The organism is Culturomica massiliensis (assembly GCF_900091655.1).
Taxonomy (GTDB): Bacteria; Bacteroidota; Bacteroidia; order Bacteroidales; family Marinifilaceae; genus Culturomica; species Culturomica massiliensis.
Genome location: NZ_LT594621.1, coordinates 933,262 through 950,503, shown reverse-complemented (window position 1 = coordinate 950,503; position 17,242 = coordinate 933,262). Strand labels below are relative to the sequence as shown.

Here is a 17,242-nt window from a genome sequence, read left to right as displayed (position 1 = left end):
GTTTATGAGAAAAGTAGAACTATTGTCTCCGGCAAAGGATTTAACGATCGGCATTGCGGCCATCAATAATGGTGCCGATGCCGTGTATATCGGTGCACCGGCTTTCGGCGCCCGTAAATCGGCGGCAAATAGTATCGAAGATATCGCGCTGTTGGTAAATTATGCCCATCGGTTTTATTGCAGGGTATTTGTGACTCTCAATACGGTGTTGTATGATTCGGAGCTGAAGGAAGCGGAGCAGATGATTCGCCGGTTGTATGACATCGGAGTAGATGCCCTTATTATACAGGATATGGGTATTTTGAAACTGGATATTCCACCGATAGCCTTACATGCCAGTACTCAAATGCACAATTACGATCCGGAGAAAATTATTTTTCTGGATCGGTTGGGATTCGAACGTATCGTGTTGGCCCGGGAACTTTCGTTGGAACAGATACGGGAAATCCGGCAGCAGGTGAAGGCCGAGTTGGAAGTGTTCATTCACGGTGCCTTATGTGTCAGTTTGAGCGGACAATGTTATCTTTCACATTATATGTCCGGGCGTTCTGCCAACCGGGGGGAATGTATGCAGGCCTGCCGGATGAAATGGTCCGTGAAAGACAGCGACGGGAAGTATATTCTTCAGGATAAATATGTATTGTCTCTGAAGGACTTGAATATGTCTGCCCATATAAAGGATTTAATTGATATCGGTGTAGATTCGTTTAAAATAGAGGGGCGGCTGAAGGATGAGAAGTATGTGAGTAATATTACAAACCACTATCATTCGCTTATCAAGACACTTATAGAATCAGAGAATCGAGAAGTGGACCGTGTCGGTAGCGGAGAAATTCAGTCCGGTTTTCCGGCAGATCCCGAACGGAGTTTTAACCGGGGATATTGCGATTATTTTGCTGTGGGAAGACAAACCGGATTGGTGAATATGGAAACCCCGAAGTCGATCGGTAAGTATATTGGGACGATAAGGCAAGTAAAAGGAAACCGCCTGTGGATTGCCGGTGGGGAAGACATGCATAACGGAGATGGATTGTGTTATCCGGAAAACGGGGAATGGAAAGGTATCCGGGTGAATAAAGCAGAAGGAGAAGTGGCTGAATGCAATGAAGTATTGACAGTACGTCCGGGAACCCGTTTGTACCGCAATTACGATCATCGGTTTGCCGTGCAATTGGAAAAAAATCATTCTTTCCGGAAAATCGGTGTTCGGATAAAGGTTGTTGCATCGGCGGGACATCTGAAGTTGTATGCAGAGGATGAAGACGGTGTAAAGGTTTTTCTCGAGCCGCAAGAATGTTTTGAGTTGGCTAAGGGAGAAGGACAACGGGAACGGTTGATACGGCAGTTGAAGAAATGCGGGGAAAGTGATTTTTTTTGCCAAGATGTCCTATATGAAGGAGAAACGCTATTTTTGCCCGTAGCCGCGGTCAATAATTACCGGCGGCAATTGCTGGAGAATTTGTCTGTAGAAAGGGAAAAATACCGGGAAGTTTTAAGAATGAAAAAGCTTGTGCCGGAAGTGAACTGGAGAGAGAAGGTCGATTGGAAAGGAAATGTGAATAATAAGGCGGCAGCGCTTTTTTACCGGGAACACGGGGCCGTGGATGTAGAACCGGGATTTGAGACCGGAAATGAACAGGAAGGCCGCGAATTAATGCGCACCCGCTATTGTATTTTATATGAATTGGGCTACTGCCGGAAGCAGGGAAAGGACAAAAAACTGCATTTCCCGTTATATATCTGTAATGCAAAGTATTGTTTCCGTCTGGACTTTGATTGTCAGGCTTGTTTTATGAAGATTATTTCTTGATTATGGCACGGCTTTTTTGTTTCAATCCGGATAGTGAAATGGCCATTGCCAATGGCGGGCGTTTTTATACACCACCTGCTAATATTATCCGGATGGCAAAAGATTTGGGCTATTTACCGGCTTATTTCTCCGATAAGGGGGATGCTGTGCTTGTTCAGCAAAAACCGGACGAGGAATTTATACGGGAGCGGGAAACCATTTTCGGATTGAGTCCGGAACTGGTGCAGCAGAAAATGTATGCCGGCTTGGGAGACAGAACGGCCGAGCCGTGGGGATGGAGTCCCCGGACGGATCAATTTTTACAGGCCGGATATTGGAAGGAGGAATACAAGGGACTGTACAGCCGGTTGACAGCCTGTCAATGCCTTCGGGAACTTTGTAACCGTTTGCCTTTTATCCGGAAAGATATAGTACCTGAAGTATGCCGGTCTCTGGATGAAATTGCCGTTTGTGTGCAAGGAGGGGAATATGTGGTAAAGGCACCGTGGTCATCGTCCGGCAAGGGACAGCTTGGAATCGGCAGAGAGGGAATAACGGTAAAGGCGGGAGAATGGTTGAAAGGTATATTACACCGGCAAAATTATGTGATGGTTGAAAAACGATTGGAACGGGTATGTGATTTTGCCATGGAATTTTATGCAGACGGAGAAGGAACCATAAATTATGCCGGTCTGTCTTTTTTTTATACCGGGAATGGCGGGGAATACCAGGGAAATTATATCGGCACCCAAAGTAGGATTGAAGCAAAGTTGACAGCTTATATCGGATGGGAGCAGTTATGTTCGATAAAAAAGGAATTGTCGGAAATATTGCCTTCTGTTTTGTCCCGTTATAAAGGTTTTCTTGGGGTAGATATGATGATTTACAAAGATGAGCAGGGAGAATATCTTGTACAGCCTTGTGTTGAAATCAATCTCAGATATACAATGGGGGTATTGGCTTTGTTTATCAGTGAGCGTTATGTAGCTGAAAATTCAGAGGGAATTTTTAAAATTTCTTTTTATCCCGGAGAGGGAGAAGCTTTTCAAAAAAATCTCGGTTACCGGCATATATCCCCGTTGAAATACGAGGAAAATAAGATTATTGCAGGTTATATTAATTTAAATCCAGTGGATAATTCGACAAAATTTCTGGCAGAACTTTTTATCCGGAAAAGAAATGGATCAGAACTCGGATTCGTCCAGATTCATGTTGATGGTTTTGGCTCTTATTCCTAGGATCTTATTTACGGCCGGAGTAATGTCCTGATTTTTGTGAATTTTGATGGATTTTATACCGGCAGCTTCTGCAGCTTTGGTATCCCGGGGACTATCTCCGATCATATAGGAACGGTTGCGGTCGATATTGAATTCTTCGATAGCCAGATTGATCATATAAGGAGAAGGTTTTCGGCAAACACAGGTTTTTACGCTTTCATGATGGGGACAATAGTATATCCTCGTGATACAGATCCCGTTTTTAGCAAATTCGGCACACATATAATCGTGTACTTCTTTAACTTGTTCATGGGTATAAATGCCTTTGGCGATTCCTCCCTGATTTGTAACGATAAAGAGAAGATAACCAGCATCCTGCAGTTTTTTCAATCCTTCGACTACTCCCGGATTAAAATGTACATCTTCCTGCCGGTAGATATAATCGAAACCCTCGTCACAATTCAACGTCCCGTCCCGGTTAAAGAATACTGCTTTATTCAAAGGCTTTTCATCCGGATTCACTACGTTTACAGATGTTTTTCTTCTTCGCATTGTTTTTATTACTTTTATTCATTGCATTTTTATGCAACCGTAAATTGGTATATGCAAATATAAAGAAATTCTGCCGTATTCCGGATAATAAAAAATTTTAATTTTGGCCGGTTAATGCATAATTTTAAAGACCAGTTCTTTCAGCAATTCTCCGTCGGAACTATTGACATTGCCTACGCCTTTGGATTTCATGTCATATTCACGCAATAATGAGATGATGCCGGCACATTTGACTGCATTGTACATACGCGCCCCGTCGGTATAATCTTTCATAAAAAAGCTGTTGATGCCCAGCAGTCTTGCCATTTCCTGTGCATTAGGGGTCGATTTTTTCTGATAATGATAGGTCAGCAGATTCAAAAAATATTTAAACAAGGTGGCAATCGTCAGTACCAACGGACTGTTTTTGGGGTTGGCTTCGAAATAATTGACGATGCGGTTGGCTTTGAGGAAATCTTTTTGAATGATGGCCGTTTGTAGTTCAAAGGTATTGAAATCCTTACTGATACCGGTGTGTTCCTCTACCAACGATTCTTTTATCGTTCCTCCCGGCGGAAGCAGTAATATCAGCTTGTCGATCTCGTTTGCTACCCGGCTTAAATCAGTTCCCAGGCTTTCGGCTAAAATACCTGCAGCCTTGGGCGTAATATTGTATGAACTCGATTTACAGTAGTTTATAATCCAATCCGGGATTTTATTGTCGTATAATTTATTGGAATCGAACCAGATACAGTTGGAAGAGGCATTTAGTTTTTTAAATACATTTTTTCTCTTGTCGGCTTTTTTGTTTTTGTAGGCCAGTAACAGGATGGTTGAGGTTTGGTAATGTTCGATATAAGGTAAGAGATTATCGAAATCTTTGATATTTTGCGCTTCCCGGACAATAACCACTTGCCGCTCGCTCATCATAGGGAAGCGCCGGGCCGTATCGGTAACGGTCGTCATATTGACGTCATTGCCGTACATAACCGTTTGGTTAAAGGCTTTTTCTTCTTCGGTAAGTACGGTTTTCTCGATCAGATCGGTGATACGGTCGATAAAAAACGCTTCTTCTCCGTTCAGAAAATAAATGGGTTTGTATTTTTTGGCTTTAATATCCTTTATAATTTCCTCAAAACTCATTGTTCCTGTATTTGGGACAAAGATAGGAAATAATACCTTATTATTTTTACATGTATCGGTATTAAACTTTGCAACTTTGTTGCATTTGCTGTCTGTTATCTTTGTAAAAAATAAAAAGAAAAGAATATGAAACAGTATGCCAGTTGCGGATGTTGTGCAGATAAGAAAGCACAGCCTACCAGTGTTTTAAAAAAATCCGGTTTTATCCGTGATTATTGGAGAGTTTTACTTTCATTGTTACTGTTACTCGGTGGAATAATGCTGAATGCAATGGATATGGCTTTTTTCCGGGAGAATTATGTCGCATTGACATGGTATTTTTTGGCTTATTTCCCTGTCGGACTCCCTGTTATAAAAGAAGCGTGGGAAAGTATCTTTCGCAAAGATTATTTCAGTGAGTTTACGCTTATGTCTGTCGCTACGCTGGGGGCTTTTTATATTGGCGAGTATCCCGAAGGGGTGGCAGTAATGCTGTTTTATGCTGTGGGAGAACTTTTTCAGGATAAGGCTGTCGATAAGGCAAAGCGCAATATCAGAGCTTTATTGGATGTCAGACCGGAAAGGGCTGTCGTCGTCAGGGGGGATGTCCTTATTGTAGAGGAACCTCAACGGGTACAGGTCGATGAAGTCATTGAGGTAAAACCCGGAGAGCGGGTACCGTTGGACGGTGTGATGTTGAATGACGTTGCAGCTTTCAATACAGCCGCCTTGACGGGAGAAAGTGTGCCCCGGAATATCAGAGAGGGCGGAGAGGTTCTTGCCGGAATGATTGTTACGGATAAGGTGGTCCGGATAAGAGTAACCAAACCTTTCGATAAAAGTGCCTTGGCCCGTATTTTGGAGTTGGTTCAGAATGCTTCCGGACGCAAGGCGCCGGCCGAATTATTTATTCGTAAATTTGCCCGTATCTATACGCCGGTTGTCATCGGTCTGGCCGTGTTGATCGTGTCGTTGCCTTTTCTGTATTCGCTGGTCAATACACAGTTCGTATTTACATTCGACAATTGGTTGTACAGGGCGTTGGTTTTTCTTGTTATTTCATGTCCCTGTGCTTTGGTTGTCAGTATTCCTTTGGGCTATTTCGGAGGTATCGGAGCGGCTTCCCGGTTGGGAGTTCTGTTTAAAGGGGGAAATTATCTGGACGCTATTACCCAAATTAATACAGTTGTATTCGATAAAACCGGTACATTGACTCGCGGGACATTTGAAGTGCAGTTGTGTAAGCCGGCACCGAAGTTTTCGGAGAAAGAACTGATACGTTGGGTGGCTTCTGTAGAGCGGAATAGTACACATCCGATTGCTAAAGCGATTGAACGTTATGCGAAGGATCAGAAGATAGAGCCGGTTGCTGTCGCCGGTGTAACGGAGATCGCCGGTCACGGTTTGGTCGCAGAGGCAGACGGAGTCCGGGTTTTGGCAGGAAATACCCGTTTGTTGTCCCGGTTTGATATCGATTTCCCGGAAGAGTTGCTTGCTGTAAGGGATACGATTGTGGTTTGTGCTTTGGGAGATGAATATGCAGGTTATTTGTCGTTGTCGGACAGGCTGAAAGAGGATGCTTTTACTGCTGTCGAGGACCTGAGAGCGTTAAATATCCGTAACATTCAGATATTATCGGGTGATAAACAACGTATTGTTACTAACTTTGCAGAAAAGCTGGGCGTAACGCAGGCATACGGAGACCTGCTTCCTGACGGAAAAGTGAAGCACATTGAGGAGTTACGCCGGAATCCGGAAAACCGGATTGCTTTTGTCGGGGATGGTATAAACGATGCTCCTGTTCTGGCTTTGAGTCATGTGGGGATTGCAATGGGAGGATTGGGGAGCGATGCCGCCATAGAAACGGCCGACGTCGTAATACAAACGGATCAGCCTTCTAAGGTTGCTACTGCTATTAAAGTCGGAAAACAGGCACGCCGGATCATTTGGCAAAATATCTCTTTGGCTTTTGGCGTAAAATTGCTTGTATTGATTCTGGGAGCCGGTGGGATGGCTACTTTATGGGAGGCCGTTTTTGCGGACGTAGGGGTTACACTGATTGCCATACTGAATGCCGTACGGATACAAAAAATGATTAAATAGAATGGTTATGGAAGAGAAAACTTGTTTGGATATGCTGGCAAAAAGGGAAATCAAACCGACTGCTATACGAATATTGGTGTTGCAGGCCATGTTACGGGCAGAGCGGGCAGTTTCTTTACTGGACCTGGAAAATTTATTGGATACTGTTGATAAATCTACTTTGTTTCGTACCGTCACCCTTTTTCTGTCCCACCATTTGATACACAGTATCGACGATGGGACTGGTTCGCTGAAATATGCGGTATGTGGCGATAGTTGTGCATGTGCCGTCGAAGATTTACACACTCATTTCAACTGTGAATATTGTCATAAAACGTTTTGTCTGGAAGGTATACCGACTCCGGTTGTAGAGCTGCCCAAAGGTTTTACGCTTAATAGTATCAATTATGTGTTGAAGGGGATTTGTCCCGATTGTGCTTTGAAATTAAAAAATTGAGGGCACAGGAGAAATCTGCAAGTTTATTCCCCGCGCCGGATGGCCAGTACAATCTCTTCAATATCTGCATCTTTACCGTAAGGTTCGTAATCTGCTTTGAGGTTATTGCCGAATAGCAATGCGAGGGATTGCCAGAAATAGGCATTTACGCTTCCTTTGTATTCTTTGATGTGAGCAAAAGCGCTGTTATTGGTTTCACGGTATATTAAACGAATAAGAATACGGCCTTGTGTGATAGTAAGTTTCATTAGTGGCTTTTTGAATGTTTTCATCATTTCTCCGTACTCTTCTTTGATGATCTGTTTACGTTTTTTGCGGTCGGACACGGTTGAAATGCGGGTATCTATTTCCCGGATTTTCCGGGCTGCAATTTGGGCGTAGGGATATACTTTGCGGACATTGTATTCCAGTCTTTCCTGTTTTTGGGTATAGCGGCGGTATTGGCGTTTGTTCAGTTTTTTTCCAAATACATTTACTTCTTCCAGGTTCAGATGGGGAAGCGTGTCGCCGTGTACGACTGTTGCCGGCACGACAATTTGTTGTGCTTTTAAAGCGTTTGCATAAAATAATACCCAAAGTATGACGAAGAATATTCTTACCATACCAAAATAATTTGCTATTTTTGACAGGTAAAAATACGAATATTTGTGGACGAACAGTTTCAGGATTTATTTAAAATAAAATACAATCGTAAAAATGTCGGTGTCGGTGATATTCTGATTGCCGAACCTTTTTTGAAAGGAAAATATTTTTCCCGGGCGGTCATATATATTGTTGAGCACGATAAAAATGGGACAATTGGTTTTACGTTGAATAAAGTTTTGCCTTATACGACTTCTGAACTGGTCAGTGAATTGAAAAAAATTGATTTTCCGGTGTATTTGGGAGGGCCGGTAGAGCAAAACCGACTTTATTATATACATACGCATGCGGAACTTCCTGATTCTTTATTGATCCGGGACGGTGTGTTTTGGGGAGGTGATTTTACTCACTTGGTGCGTATGTTGAACAGCGGAGATATTTTACAGGATGAAGTTCGTTTTTTTGCCGGATATAGCGGCTGGGATACCGGTCAGTTAGAGAGCGAGCTGGAAGAAAATTCATGGATGGTGGGACAGATTAGCGGTGAAGGGATTTTTCACAGGTCTCCGGATGGATTGTGGGAAAAATCGATGTCGGAATTGGGGGGAAGATACAAGGTATGGGCGAATTTCCCGGAAGATCCGGTTATGAATTGAAAGGTCAGCGCCTTTCAGTGGAATTGAGAATTAGAGAATTATTTTTCATTATAATAGCAGGCCGTTCTATCGCTGTCCCGCAAGGGAGAGAGGAAAGTCCGGGCAACACAGGGAACCGTGCTTCCTAACGGGAAGATATCCGTGAGGGTATAGTAACGTAACAGAAAATAACCGTTCCGGGCGTTTAACGTTTCGGAATAAGGGTGAAAAGGTGGGGTAAGAGCCTACCGGTATTCCGGGTGACCGGAGTAGCCGTACGTCTGACGGGTTGCAAGACCATGTATACCGACGCTTTAAGCTTTCCCGGCTGAGTCGGGGGGTAGGTTGCTGGAGTTGTAAAGCAATTTGCAACGTAGATAAATGATAGAAACCGTAAGGTACAGAACCCGGCTTACAGGCCTGCTATTTTTAGTTTAAATTATCGACAATCAATAATTGAATCTTTAAGGAAAGAAGCAGAATTAACGATGAAATCAATACGTGAAATTTACAATATCGGATATGGCCCTTCTTCCAGTCATACCATGGGACCCAGCCGTGCGGCCGGTTTTTTTGTCGGGAGACACCCGGAGGTGGAGAAAATCAGGGTTACTTTGTACGGAAGCCTGGCATTAACAGGAAAAGGGCATGGTACGGATACGGCGATTATGAAGGTTGTACCCCGTCCGGAGGATACGGAAATTATCTGGAAACCGGATATCACCTTGCCGAAACATCCGAACGGTATGGTGTTTGAAGCCATATCTCAGGGGCAGGTGATCGACAGTTGGACGGTATATAGTATCGGCGGGGGAGCGTTGTGGGATGAAATAGGTACGTTTGACGGAGGAGACGTTTATCCGACAACCTCGATGTCGGAAGTGATCAGATGGTGTTTGGATGAAGGGTGTACATTTGTGGATTATGTGACGAAGTATGAAGGGGAAGAGATTTTTATTTATCTGGAAGAGGTTTGGAAGCAAATGCAGGAGACGCTGGAAAAGGGATTACAGGCTGAAGGGGTGTTGCCCGGAGCTTTGAAATTAGCCCGTAAAGCCAGTTCATACAATATAAAGGCGATGCAGTCCTCCGGTTCATCCCGGCCGATGGGGATGCTTTTTGCCGCAGCCCTGGCCGTATCGGAAGAAAATGCCGGAGGCGGACGGGTCGTGACGGCACCGACATGCGGGGCTTCGGGGGTTGTACCGGCTGTCATGTATTTTTTGAAGCACGATCAGAAAATGCCCGATTACCGTATTATCCGGGGATTGGCGACAGCAGCTCTGATCGGTAATATTGTCAAGAGTAACGGTTCTATTTCCGGCGCCGAAGTGGGGTGCCAGGGTGAATTGGGTACGGCCTGCGCAATGGCTGCCGGCGCAGCTACTCAAATTTGGGGAGGGACTCCCCGGCAGATTGAGTATGCTGCCGAAATGGGCTTTGAGCATAATTTAGGATTGACCTGTGATCCGGTATTGGGCTATGTACAGATTCCCTGTATAGAACGGAATGCTTTTGTAGCTCAAAAAGCTCGGGAAGCAGCTTTATACGCCTTGTTTTCTGACGGGCGTCATATGGTTTCTTTCGACGAGGTAGTCAAAACGATGATGGAAACCGGAAGAGACATGCAGGCCAAATACCGGGAGACAAGTCTGGGAGGTTTGGCCAGCGTATGTATTAAACGGTTGAAATGTGATTTAAACGATACATTGTAATTGAATATTGAAACTTAAACGGGTAGAAGTCGTTAATTCAGATGAATACATCTTTGACAAAATGTCGTAAACGAATCGATTATGGAAAGGATTAAACTGAAGATTTTAGGATTATCGTATAGTATGGCTCAAACCGGTGCGTATGCATTGATCTTGACCGACGAAGCAGATCTTCACCGTATTCCTATCATTATCGGAATGCCCGAAGCCCAGTCAATCGCTATTCAACTGGAAAAATTACAGCCACAGCGTCCGTTGACTCATGATCTGATCAAATCGTTGACAGATAGTTTAAGTGTGACTTTAAAAGAGGTTTTTATATATCGGTTGGACGCCGGGATATTTTATTCGGAGCTCTATTTCGAGACTCCTTCAAATACGATAAAGATCGATTCCCGGACATCGGATGCCATCGCTTTGGCATTGAGATTCGGATGTCCGGTTTACACGACCCCGGAAATAATCGAAAAAGCCGGTATTCTGGTTAGCCAGGAAGTACGTGAACAACAGCAGGGGGAGATTCACAACAGTGTGATCAATGTCGAAGAAAATCAATACAAAGACTATACGGTACAAGAGTTGACGAAACTGATGGAAGAAGCCATTCAGCGCGAGGACTACGAGACGGCCTCCAAATACCGGGATTTATTGAAGACAAAGAAAAAATAAAGATATTTAATTCGATGTAGTGAGTCGATGGACTTACTTGATAGAAATTTAGGTTGTGTTTATGCTATTTACTTAAATAGAAATTATTGCGGTATTTGAATATATCAGCTAATTATGATAGAGTACATATAACAATAAAGCTTATGAACAGTATTAAATTTGATTACAGCCATATCTGTAATTTCGTAAAAAAAGAGGAAATAAGTGCGTTGTTTCCGGAAGCTAAAAATGCTTTAGAAAGTTTGAAAAACGGTAGCTGTAAAGGAAATGATTTTTTGGGGTGGTTGGATTTACCTACCCGTATCGGTATAGCAGAGTTGAATGATATAGAGAACACAGCCCGGGAATTGCGGGCCCGTACCAATGTGGTCGTTGTGATCGGGATCGGAGGTTCCTATCTGGGCGCCCGTGCTGTTATCGAGGCATTGGCTGACAGTTTTCATAACTTCGGAGATGCCGGGATGAAGGTTATTTTTGCCGGACATAATATCGGAGAAGACTATTATCACGAATTGATGAATTACTTGTCTGATAAGGAATTCGGTATTTGTGTGATTTCTAAGTCGGGAACGACAACCGAACCTGCAATTGCTTTCCGCTTGCTGAAAGAAATGCTGGAAGCAAAGGTAGGCAAGGCTGAAGCCGGTAAACGGATTGTTGCCATTACAGATGCCAGCAAGGGAGCTTTGCGTACGCTGGCGGATCAGGAAGGCTATAAGTCCTTCGTGATTCCGGATAATGTAGGAGGCCGTTTCTCGGTGTTGACTCCTGTCGGATTGTTACCTATCGCTATAGCCGGTTTTGATATCAAGGCCCTGGTAAAAGGTGCAGTGGAAATGCAGAAAGAGTGTCTGGAAAAGCAAGGCAGTATTGCCTTGGAATATGCTGCAGCCCGTACGGCTTTGCATCGCAAAGGATATGCCGTTGAATTGTTGGCCAATTTCAATCCGAAACTGCATTATATTACAGAATGGTGGAAACAATTGTACGGAGAAAGCGAAGGGAAGGAGCACAAAGGTATATTTCCTGCCGGTGTTGACTTTACGACAGATTTGCACTCAATGGGACAATACATACAGCAAGGTCCCCGGATGATGATGGAAACGGTCATATCTGTAGAGAATTCCCAATATAAAGTGGAAATTCCGGCCGATGAAGCCAACCTTGATAAATTGAATTTCCTGGCCGGTAAGCGGGTAGATGCCGTAAATAAAATGGCAGAACTGGGGACCCGCATCGCACATGTCGACGGAGGGGTTCCCAATATGCTGGTGAGTATGCCGGCATTGAATGCTGAGTATATCGGTCAGTTATTCTATTTCTTTGAACTGGCTTGTGGTATTTCCGGTTCCATGTCCGGAGTGAATCCTTTTGACCAGCCTGGAGTGGAAGCATATAAGAACAATATGTTCGCTTTGTTGGATAAGCCCGGATACGAGGCTGCTTCCAAAGAGATTAAAGCCCGGTTGAAATAAATATTGGTATTGAGACAAGAAGGCTGTCTGAAAACTTTTCTTTTGTTATTCCGAATAGGATAAAACTGTCGTGGCACGGTATTATCCCGGAGTGGGAAGATGAGTTTTCAGGCAACTTTTTGCTTTTATAATTTGAAATGAGGTATTGAAAATGAAAACTATTGCGATATTGTGTGGAGGGGGGCCGGCACCGGGCATTAATACAGTAGTGGCTACTGTCACAAAAGTTTTTCTGAAGGCCGGTTACCGGGTATTGGCTATTCATGAAGGGTATAAAGGACTGTTTGGGGAGAATCCGGATGTAGAGGAACTTACTTTTGAGAAGGCAGATTGTATTTTTACGAGAGGCGGTTCAATGATCCGGATGAGCCGTTTCAAGCCGAAAGATGAAGATTTTTCATCGCGCTTGTTTGTAAAATACGGTATTGAATTGCTGGTAACGATCGGAGGGGACGATACGGCATCTACTGCCAACCGTTTGACAAAATATTTGTCTGCCTGTCAATTGGAGGTGAAAAATATACATGTGCCTAAAACCATCGATAACGATTTGCCTTTACCGGAAGGCGTGCCTACTTTCGGTTTTATGTCCGCCCGGGAAATGGGCGTAAATATCGGTAAAGTAATAAAGGCCGAGGCTGCGACTACTCAAAACTGGTATATATTAATGTCTATGGGGCGTGAAGCCGGACATTTGGCATACGAGATCGGTAAGAGTATACAGGCGGCCACGATCATAATTCCGGAAATGTTTGCCCATACGGAGATTACCATGGATAAAATTGTACGCCTGATCATATCGGCTATGTTGAAACGGCGGGTATGCGGTGTTAATTCAGGCGTGGTGGTTGTGAGTGAAGGTATATTTCACTTTTTGAAGGACGAGGATATCGCTGCTTCCGGTATTGTTTTCGATTACGATGCCCACGGGCATCCGGAACTGAGCGATGTTGGCAAGGCCCAGGCTTTGAATAAGATTGTGCGCCGGCGTTTGCAAGCCATCGGTCTGAATATCGTCAGCCGTCCCGTAGAGGTCGGATATTCCTTGCGTTGTACGGATCCCTGTGCTTACGATTTGAGTTATTGTACGACTCTGGGAATCGGAGTAAAGAAATTGTACGAAGCCGGTTGTTCGGGATGTATGGTGGCTGTGGATATCAATCAGCAGGTTATTCCGGTTTATTTGCAGGATGTAGAAGATGAGAATGGAAAAATTCGTCCCCGTTTGGTGAATATGGAGCGGGAAGAGGTGAAATTTACTTTTTCCGAGATGATGTACTACCTGACGGATGCAGACCGGGAGGCAGCCCGTCAGTTTGTCGATAATCCGGAAGAGTTTGAACGAACCGGTATACTCGGATATTGATATAACAATTTCAGATTCACGCATTTTTTATTGACGTGAATCTGAAATTACAGACTAGAAAATCGGAATCTGGTAGATAAGACCTGCCGATATGCGTTGCGGGTTACTGTCAGACATGCCTAACGTCTTTGCACATTGGGTATAGTCGAACGAACGGCCTACATAGGTCAGGAAAAAATGCAGATTTTCACGCATCGGATAATACTCTATACCTCCGATGTAGCCCCAGGAGGTACTGTATTTCCCTTTGGCATATTCCTGATTGCTTTTGGTAACGGAAGCCGTTTCATACATCCCTTTGAGAAAAATATTGATTTTCGGACGGATGCGATAGTTGAAATGGGCAACCAGCGACATATAGCGGGTATTCAGTGCCCGGTTGTCAAATCCGGCCTTGTATCCCATACGCGAGATAATGCCTTTACGGTCCAGTTCTTCCCGGGAATACATGAAATCGAAATACATGTGAAAGCGTTTCAGGTTTAACTGATTCCCCAGCGCATAATAGTACATGTTTTTATTGGTTGCATCGTGGAATACCGAGACAGACCAACGGGTGTTGATCATATTCTCCAGAAAACTGCCGTTCCAGTTTAATGTGTATCCTAAAGGTGTTTTTGCCGGTTTTATACCCGGGTCCACCTGTCCGAACATCTCTTCGAAAGAACCGTTCCTGGAATCTACGATTTGAAACTGGAGCTCGTGATTATCGGTGATCCAGTAGGCAAAATCGACTCCGGTCAGGAAGTTTTGCATGTATTCCAGCATATCGCAATATTGGTATACCTCTATCGGGTTTAAATCAAACTCGATGCCGCCGTATACGGTCGATTGCTTCCCGGCAAAAAAGGAAAATTTAGGTGTGATCTGAAAACCGATGGCTGCATAGTCGATGGAAGTGGGCAGGTTGTCCAGAACCTGGGGGTTGTTGCTGCGGTTCAGACGCTGACGATAACGGTAGAATATCCATTTGTTGATATTTCCTTTTACTTCGATCCGGAGCTGGTCCATTTTAAATGTGGCCTGCTCGGTGTCGTTACCGTTCGGATAAGCATTGAAACTCCCCTGGGTATTCAGAAAAATGTTGAGTTTTTCCGTTTTCTTTTCCAGACTGGTAATGCGCTCGAATAGGGTTTTAGCGTCCAGTGAATCGGTTTTTGAAGATTGGAAGCTTAGGTGTTGAGCAAACAGGAATGAGCTTCCTCCAAACAATAAGAGTAGTAAAATTATTTTTTTCATATCTCTCGAATAATTACAACGTATCGCGTGGTTATAATTTAATTGTAATTTTAGATTAAATGAATCCGGCAACGAATCTGTTTGTCAGATAATTTAAAATTTACAATCTAAAATTTACAACTTATATGTACCCTGAAAACGATAAAAAGTTACATAAAATCCTTTTTTTCTTGTAGCTGTGAAAAAAAATGCAGATATTCGCAGACAATTAATAAATACGGGAATTTTTATTGACAAAAACAATTAAGTATGAAAACATTAAAGAATTTAAAAAGTTTATTGGTCATTGCTGCTTTGCCGGTAATGATGAGCGGCTGTGTGAAGTCGAATGATCCGGAGTTTACCGCTTATCCGGGCGGATACATATTGCAGAAAAACAATGATTTCGCTGTATATTTGAATGTAACGGCCAATGAGACGATGAAAAGTGCAGAGGTTATTTCTGCAGATAATCCTTTTCTTTTTATGAGACAAGTGTTTAATGTAAATGTATGGGAGATACCTGAAACTTCTTTGCAATGGAGACGGGAAATGCCGAACGGAGGTTATAAATTTACGGTAACGAATACCAAAGAGGAAAGTGCGGTTGCCGGTTTTACGTTGAATATTGATAAAACCAAGCCGTTGGGTACGCTGAAATTGAAAAAGTTCGAAATGAAAAATGGAGAGATTTCGATGGAGGTGGACGGAACCGTAGAAAATGCCACCGCTTATTATCTGATGTTTGCTTTGGGAGCCAAAAGTTCAGAGAGCAGTCCGTATGAATTTAAACGTTGCTATGCCAATTTCGTTTATTGGGGATGGGATACAAACCAGAAATTACCGACTTCTGCACGTATTAAATTAAGAGATATTGTATATCGTGCAACGAATGGATTTGTCAATCTGACGGAGAACGATGTCGTATATATTGCTTTCGCAGCAGCCAGAACCGAATCCAACGGAGGTTCTCTGATTATGGAATATCCTCAGAGTCCGATAGAAGTAACACTGAAAACGGATGAAAATTTCCTGGTGGACGGTCCTGTGACTCCTGTTGAATAAACTGCGATTGAGTGTTAAAATAAAAAATCGTACGGATTTCCGTACGATTTTTTTTATGAATCGGGCTTAATTTATTTTATGGATTTGACCAGTTCCATGGTATCGGTAGCAATAACCAGTTCTTCGTCTGTTGTAATGGTCATTACTCTTACTTTGGAATCTGCTTTGGAAAGTGTCCGGTCTACACCTCTGGCCTGCTGATTGATGTTTGAATCGAAATCAACCCCGAGGTATTCCAGACCGTTACATACCATTTCACGTACGATACTGTTGTTTTCACCGATTCCTCCGGTAAATACAATCAAATCAACGCCGTTTAAAACAGCGGCATAGGAGCCGATGTATTTTTTAACGTCGTAACAGAATACTTCAATAGCGAGTTGAGCTCTTTGGTTGCCTTCTGCAACGGCAGCATCCAATTCCCTGAAATCGGACGAAACGCCTGAAATACCGTATACCCCGGATTCTTTATTGGTTAAGCGGACGGCTTCCAGACTGGTAAATTGCTTTTTATCACAAATGTAAAGTAAGGCTCCGATGTCCAGATCCCCGCAACGGGTTCCCATAATCACGCCGGCAACAGGGGTGAAACCCATAGAGGTGTCTACGGATTTGCCTTTGTCTATGGCTGTAATGGAGGCTCCGTTTCCGAGATGGCAGGTGATGATTTTTTTCTCTGCTATATTCCAGCCCAGAATCTGACAGGCCTTTTCAGCTACGAATTTATGAGAAGTGCCGTGGAAGCCGTATTTCCGTACTCCGTATTTCTCGTAATATTCGTAAGGGATACCGTATATGAACGCCTTCGGAGGGAGTGTTTGATGAAATGAGGTATCGAATACAGCAGCCTGCGGTACGGAAGGTAACAGACGTTCCATTGTCGTAATGCCTTTGAGGTGTGCCGGGTTGTGTAAAGGTGCAATTTCACTGCATGCTTTGATTTTAGCTTTTACGTCTTCATCTATAAGTACGCTGTGAGAAAAGTATTCTCCGCCGTGGGCGATACGGTGACCGACAGCATTGATTTCATTCAGAGAATCGATAACGCCGTATTTTTTATCGATTAAAGCCTTTAGGATCAAATCCATACCGTCGACATGATCGGGGATAGGCTGTTCGATAACGAGTTTTTCTTTGCCTTCCGGTTTATGTGTAAAAATGCCCATGGGAAGGCCGATTTTTTCAACTAAACCTTTCGCTAAAATGACCGGTTGTGCCTTCATATCCAATAATTGGTATTTGATAGAAGAACTACCGCAATTCAATACTAATATATTCATTTCCTTTTGTTTTGTGCCGATGCACTTTTGATATTTGAA

15 protein-coding genes and 1 other RNA gene are annotated in these 17,242 nt (G+C 43.4%); 11 read left to right on the top strand and 5 right to left on the bottom strand.

Annotation, left to right across the window (positions count from 1 at the left end; all coding sequences use genetic code 11):
* Positions 1 to 4: 4 nt before the first annotated feature.
* Positions 5 to 1,810 carry a peptidase U32 family protein gene (locus BN8908_RS05165; RefSeq protein ID WP_068689525.1) on the top strand — a complete coding sequence of 602 codons (1,806 nt, stop codon included), beginning with the start codon at positions 5 to 7 and terminating at the stop codon, positions 1,808 to 1,810.
* Positions 1,811 to 1,812: 2 nt separating this feature from the next.
* Positions 1,813 to 3,027 (top strand): hypothetical protein, encoded by a 1,215-nt coding sequence (locus tag BN8908_RS05160; protein WP_148453213.1) that lies wholly within the window; start codon positions 1,813 to 1,815, stop codon positions 3,025 to 3,027.
* Here BN8908_RS05160 and BN8908_RS05155 read toward each other — a convergent pair.
* Positions 2,974 to 3,558: a D-glycero-alpha-D-manno-heptose-1,7-bisphosphate 7-phosphatase gene (locus BN8908_RS05155; protein ID WP_021988763.1), complete on the bottom strand. Its 585-nt coding sequence runs from the start codon at positions 3,556 to 3,558 to the stop codon at positions 2,974 to 2,976. The two genes, BN8908_RS05160 and BN8908_RS05155, sit on opposite strands and share 54 nt — an antisense overlap.
* A gap of 111 nt (positions 3,559 to 3,669) precedes the next feature.
* Positions 3,670 to 4,680, bottom strand: a complete 1,011-nt coding sequence (gene holA, locus BN8908_RS05150) for a DNA polymerase III subunit delta (RefSeq protein WP_021988762.1) — start codon at positions 4,678 to 4,680, stop codon at positions 3,670 to 3,672.
* Between the two features lie 126 nt (positions 4,681 to 4,806).
* Between holA and BN8908_RS05145 the strand changes: the two genes are divergently transcribed.
* Positions 4,807 to 6,762 (top strand): heavy metal translocating P-type ATPase, encoded by a 1,956-nt coding sequence (locus tag BN8908_RS05145; protein ID WP_068689521.1) that lies wholly within the window; start codon positions 4,807 to 4,809, stop codon positions 6,760 to 6,762.
* A gap of 7 nt (positions 6,763 to 6,769) precedes the next feature.
* A complete protein-coding gene (locus BN8908_RS05140) occupies positions 6,770 to 7,198 on the top strand; it encodes a Fur family transcriptional regulator (RefSeq protein ID WP_021988760.1) in 429 nt (142 codons plus the stop codon).
* A 23-nt stretch (positions 7,199 to 7,221) separates the two neighbouring features.
* Here BN8908_RS05140 and BN8908_RS05135 read toward each other — a convergent pair whose 3' ends face one another.
* On the bottom strand, positions 7,222 to 7,800 hold the full coding sequence (locus tag BN8908_RS05135) for a DUF4294 domain-containing protein (protein WP_021988759.1): 579 nt from the start codon (positions 7,798 to 7,800) through the stop codon (positions 7,222 to 7,224).
* A gap of 45 nt (positions 7,801 to 7,845) precedes the next feature.
* Between BN8908_RS05135 and BN8908_RS05130 the strand changes: the two genes are divergently transcribed.
* The 6 genes from BN8908_RS05130 to BN8908_RS05105 all read left to right on the top strand — a co-directional run bounded on the left by BN8908_RS05130 (position 7,846) and on the right by BN8908_RS05105 (position 13,640).
* On the top strand, positions 7,846 to 8,436 hold the full coding sequence (locus tag BN8908_RS05130) for a YqgE/AlgH family protein (RefSeq protein WP_021988758.1): 591 nt from the start codon (positions 7,846 to 7,848) through the stop codon (positions 8,434 to 8,436).
* Positions 8,437 to 8,489: 53 nt separating this feature from the next.
* Positions 8,490 to 8,846: RNase P RNA component class A (gene rnpB / locus BN8908_RS05125), an RNA gene on the top strand.
* 57 nt (positions 8,847 to 8,903) lie between these two features.
* Positions 8,904 to 10,130, top strand: coding sequence for an L-serine ammonia-lyase (locus tag BN8908_RS05120; protein ID WP_021988757.1), 1,227 nt, complete (start codon positions 8,904 to 8,906; stop codon positions 10,128 to 10,130).
* 81 nt (positions 10,131 to 10,211) lie between these two features.
* Positions 10,212 to 10,799, top strand: coding sequence for a bifunctional nuclease family protein (locus BN8908_RS05115; protein WP_021988756.1), 588 nt, complete (start codon positions 10,212 to 10,214; stop codon positions 10,797 to 10,799).
* A gap of 143 nt (positions 10,800 to 10,942) precedes the next feature.
* Positions 10,943 to 12,274 (top strand): glucose-6-phosphate isomerase, encoded by a 1,332-nt coding sequence (locus tag BN8908_RS05110; RefSeq protein WP_068689519.1) that lies wholly within the window; start codon positions 10,943 to 10,945, stop codon positions 12,272 to 12,274.
* Between the two features lie 151 nt (positions 12,275 to 12,425).
* A complete protein-coding gene (locus BN8908_RS05105) occupies positions 12,426 to 13,640 on the top strand; it encodes a 6-phosphofructokinase (protein WP_068689518.1) in 1,215 nt (404 codons plus the stop codon).
* Positions 13,641 to 13,694: 54 nt separating this feature from the next.
* Here BN8908_RS05105 and BN8908_RS05100 read toward each other — a convergent pair whose 3' ends face one another.
* Positions 13,695 to 14,879: a porin gene (locus BN8908_RS05100; RefSeq protein WP_068689517.1), complete on the bottom strand. Its 1,185-nt coding sequence runs from the start codon at positions 14,877 to 14,879 to the stop codon at positions 13,695 to 13,697.
* A gap of 249 nt (positions 14,880 to 15,128) precedes the next feature.
* Between BN8908_RS05100 and BN8908_RS05095 the strand changes: the two genes are divergently transcribed.
* On the top strand, positions 15,129 to 15,923 hold the full coding sequence (locus tag BN8908_RS05095; RefSeq protein ID WP_068689516.1) for a hypothetical protein: 795 nt from the start codon (positions 15,129 to 15,131) through the stop codon (positions 15,921 to 15,923).
* 71 nt (positions 15,924 to 15,994) lie between these two features.
* Here the strand turns inward: BN8908_RS05095 and BN8908_RS05090 are convergent, their stop codons facing one another.
* Entirely contained in the window at positions 15,995 to 17,203 is a 1,209-nt protein-coding gene (locus tag BN8908_RS05090) for an acetate/propionate family kinase (RefSeq protein ID WP_021988751.1), read from the bottom strand.
* Positions 17,204 to 17,242 lie beyond the last annotated feature (39 nt).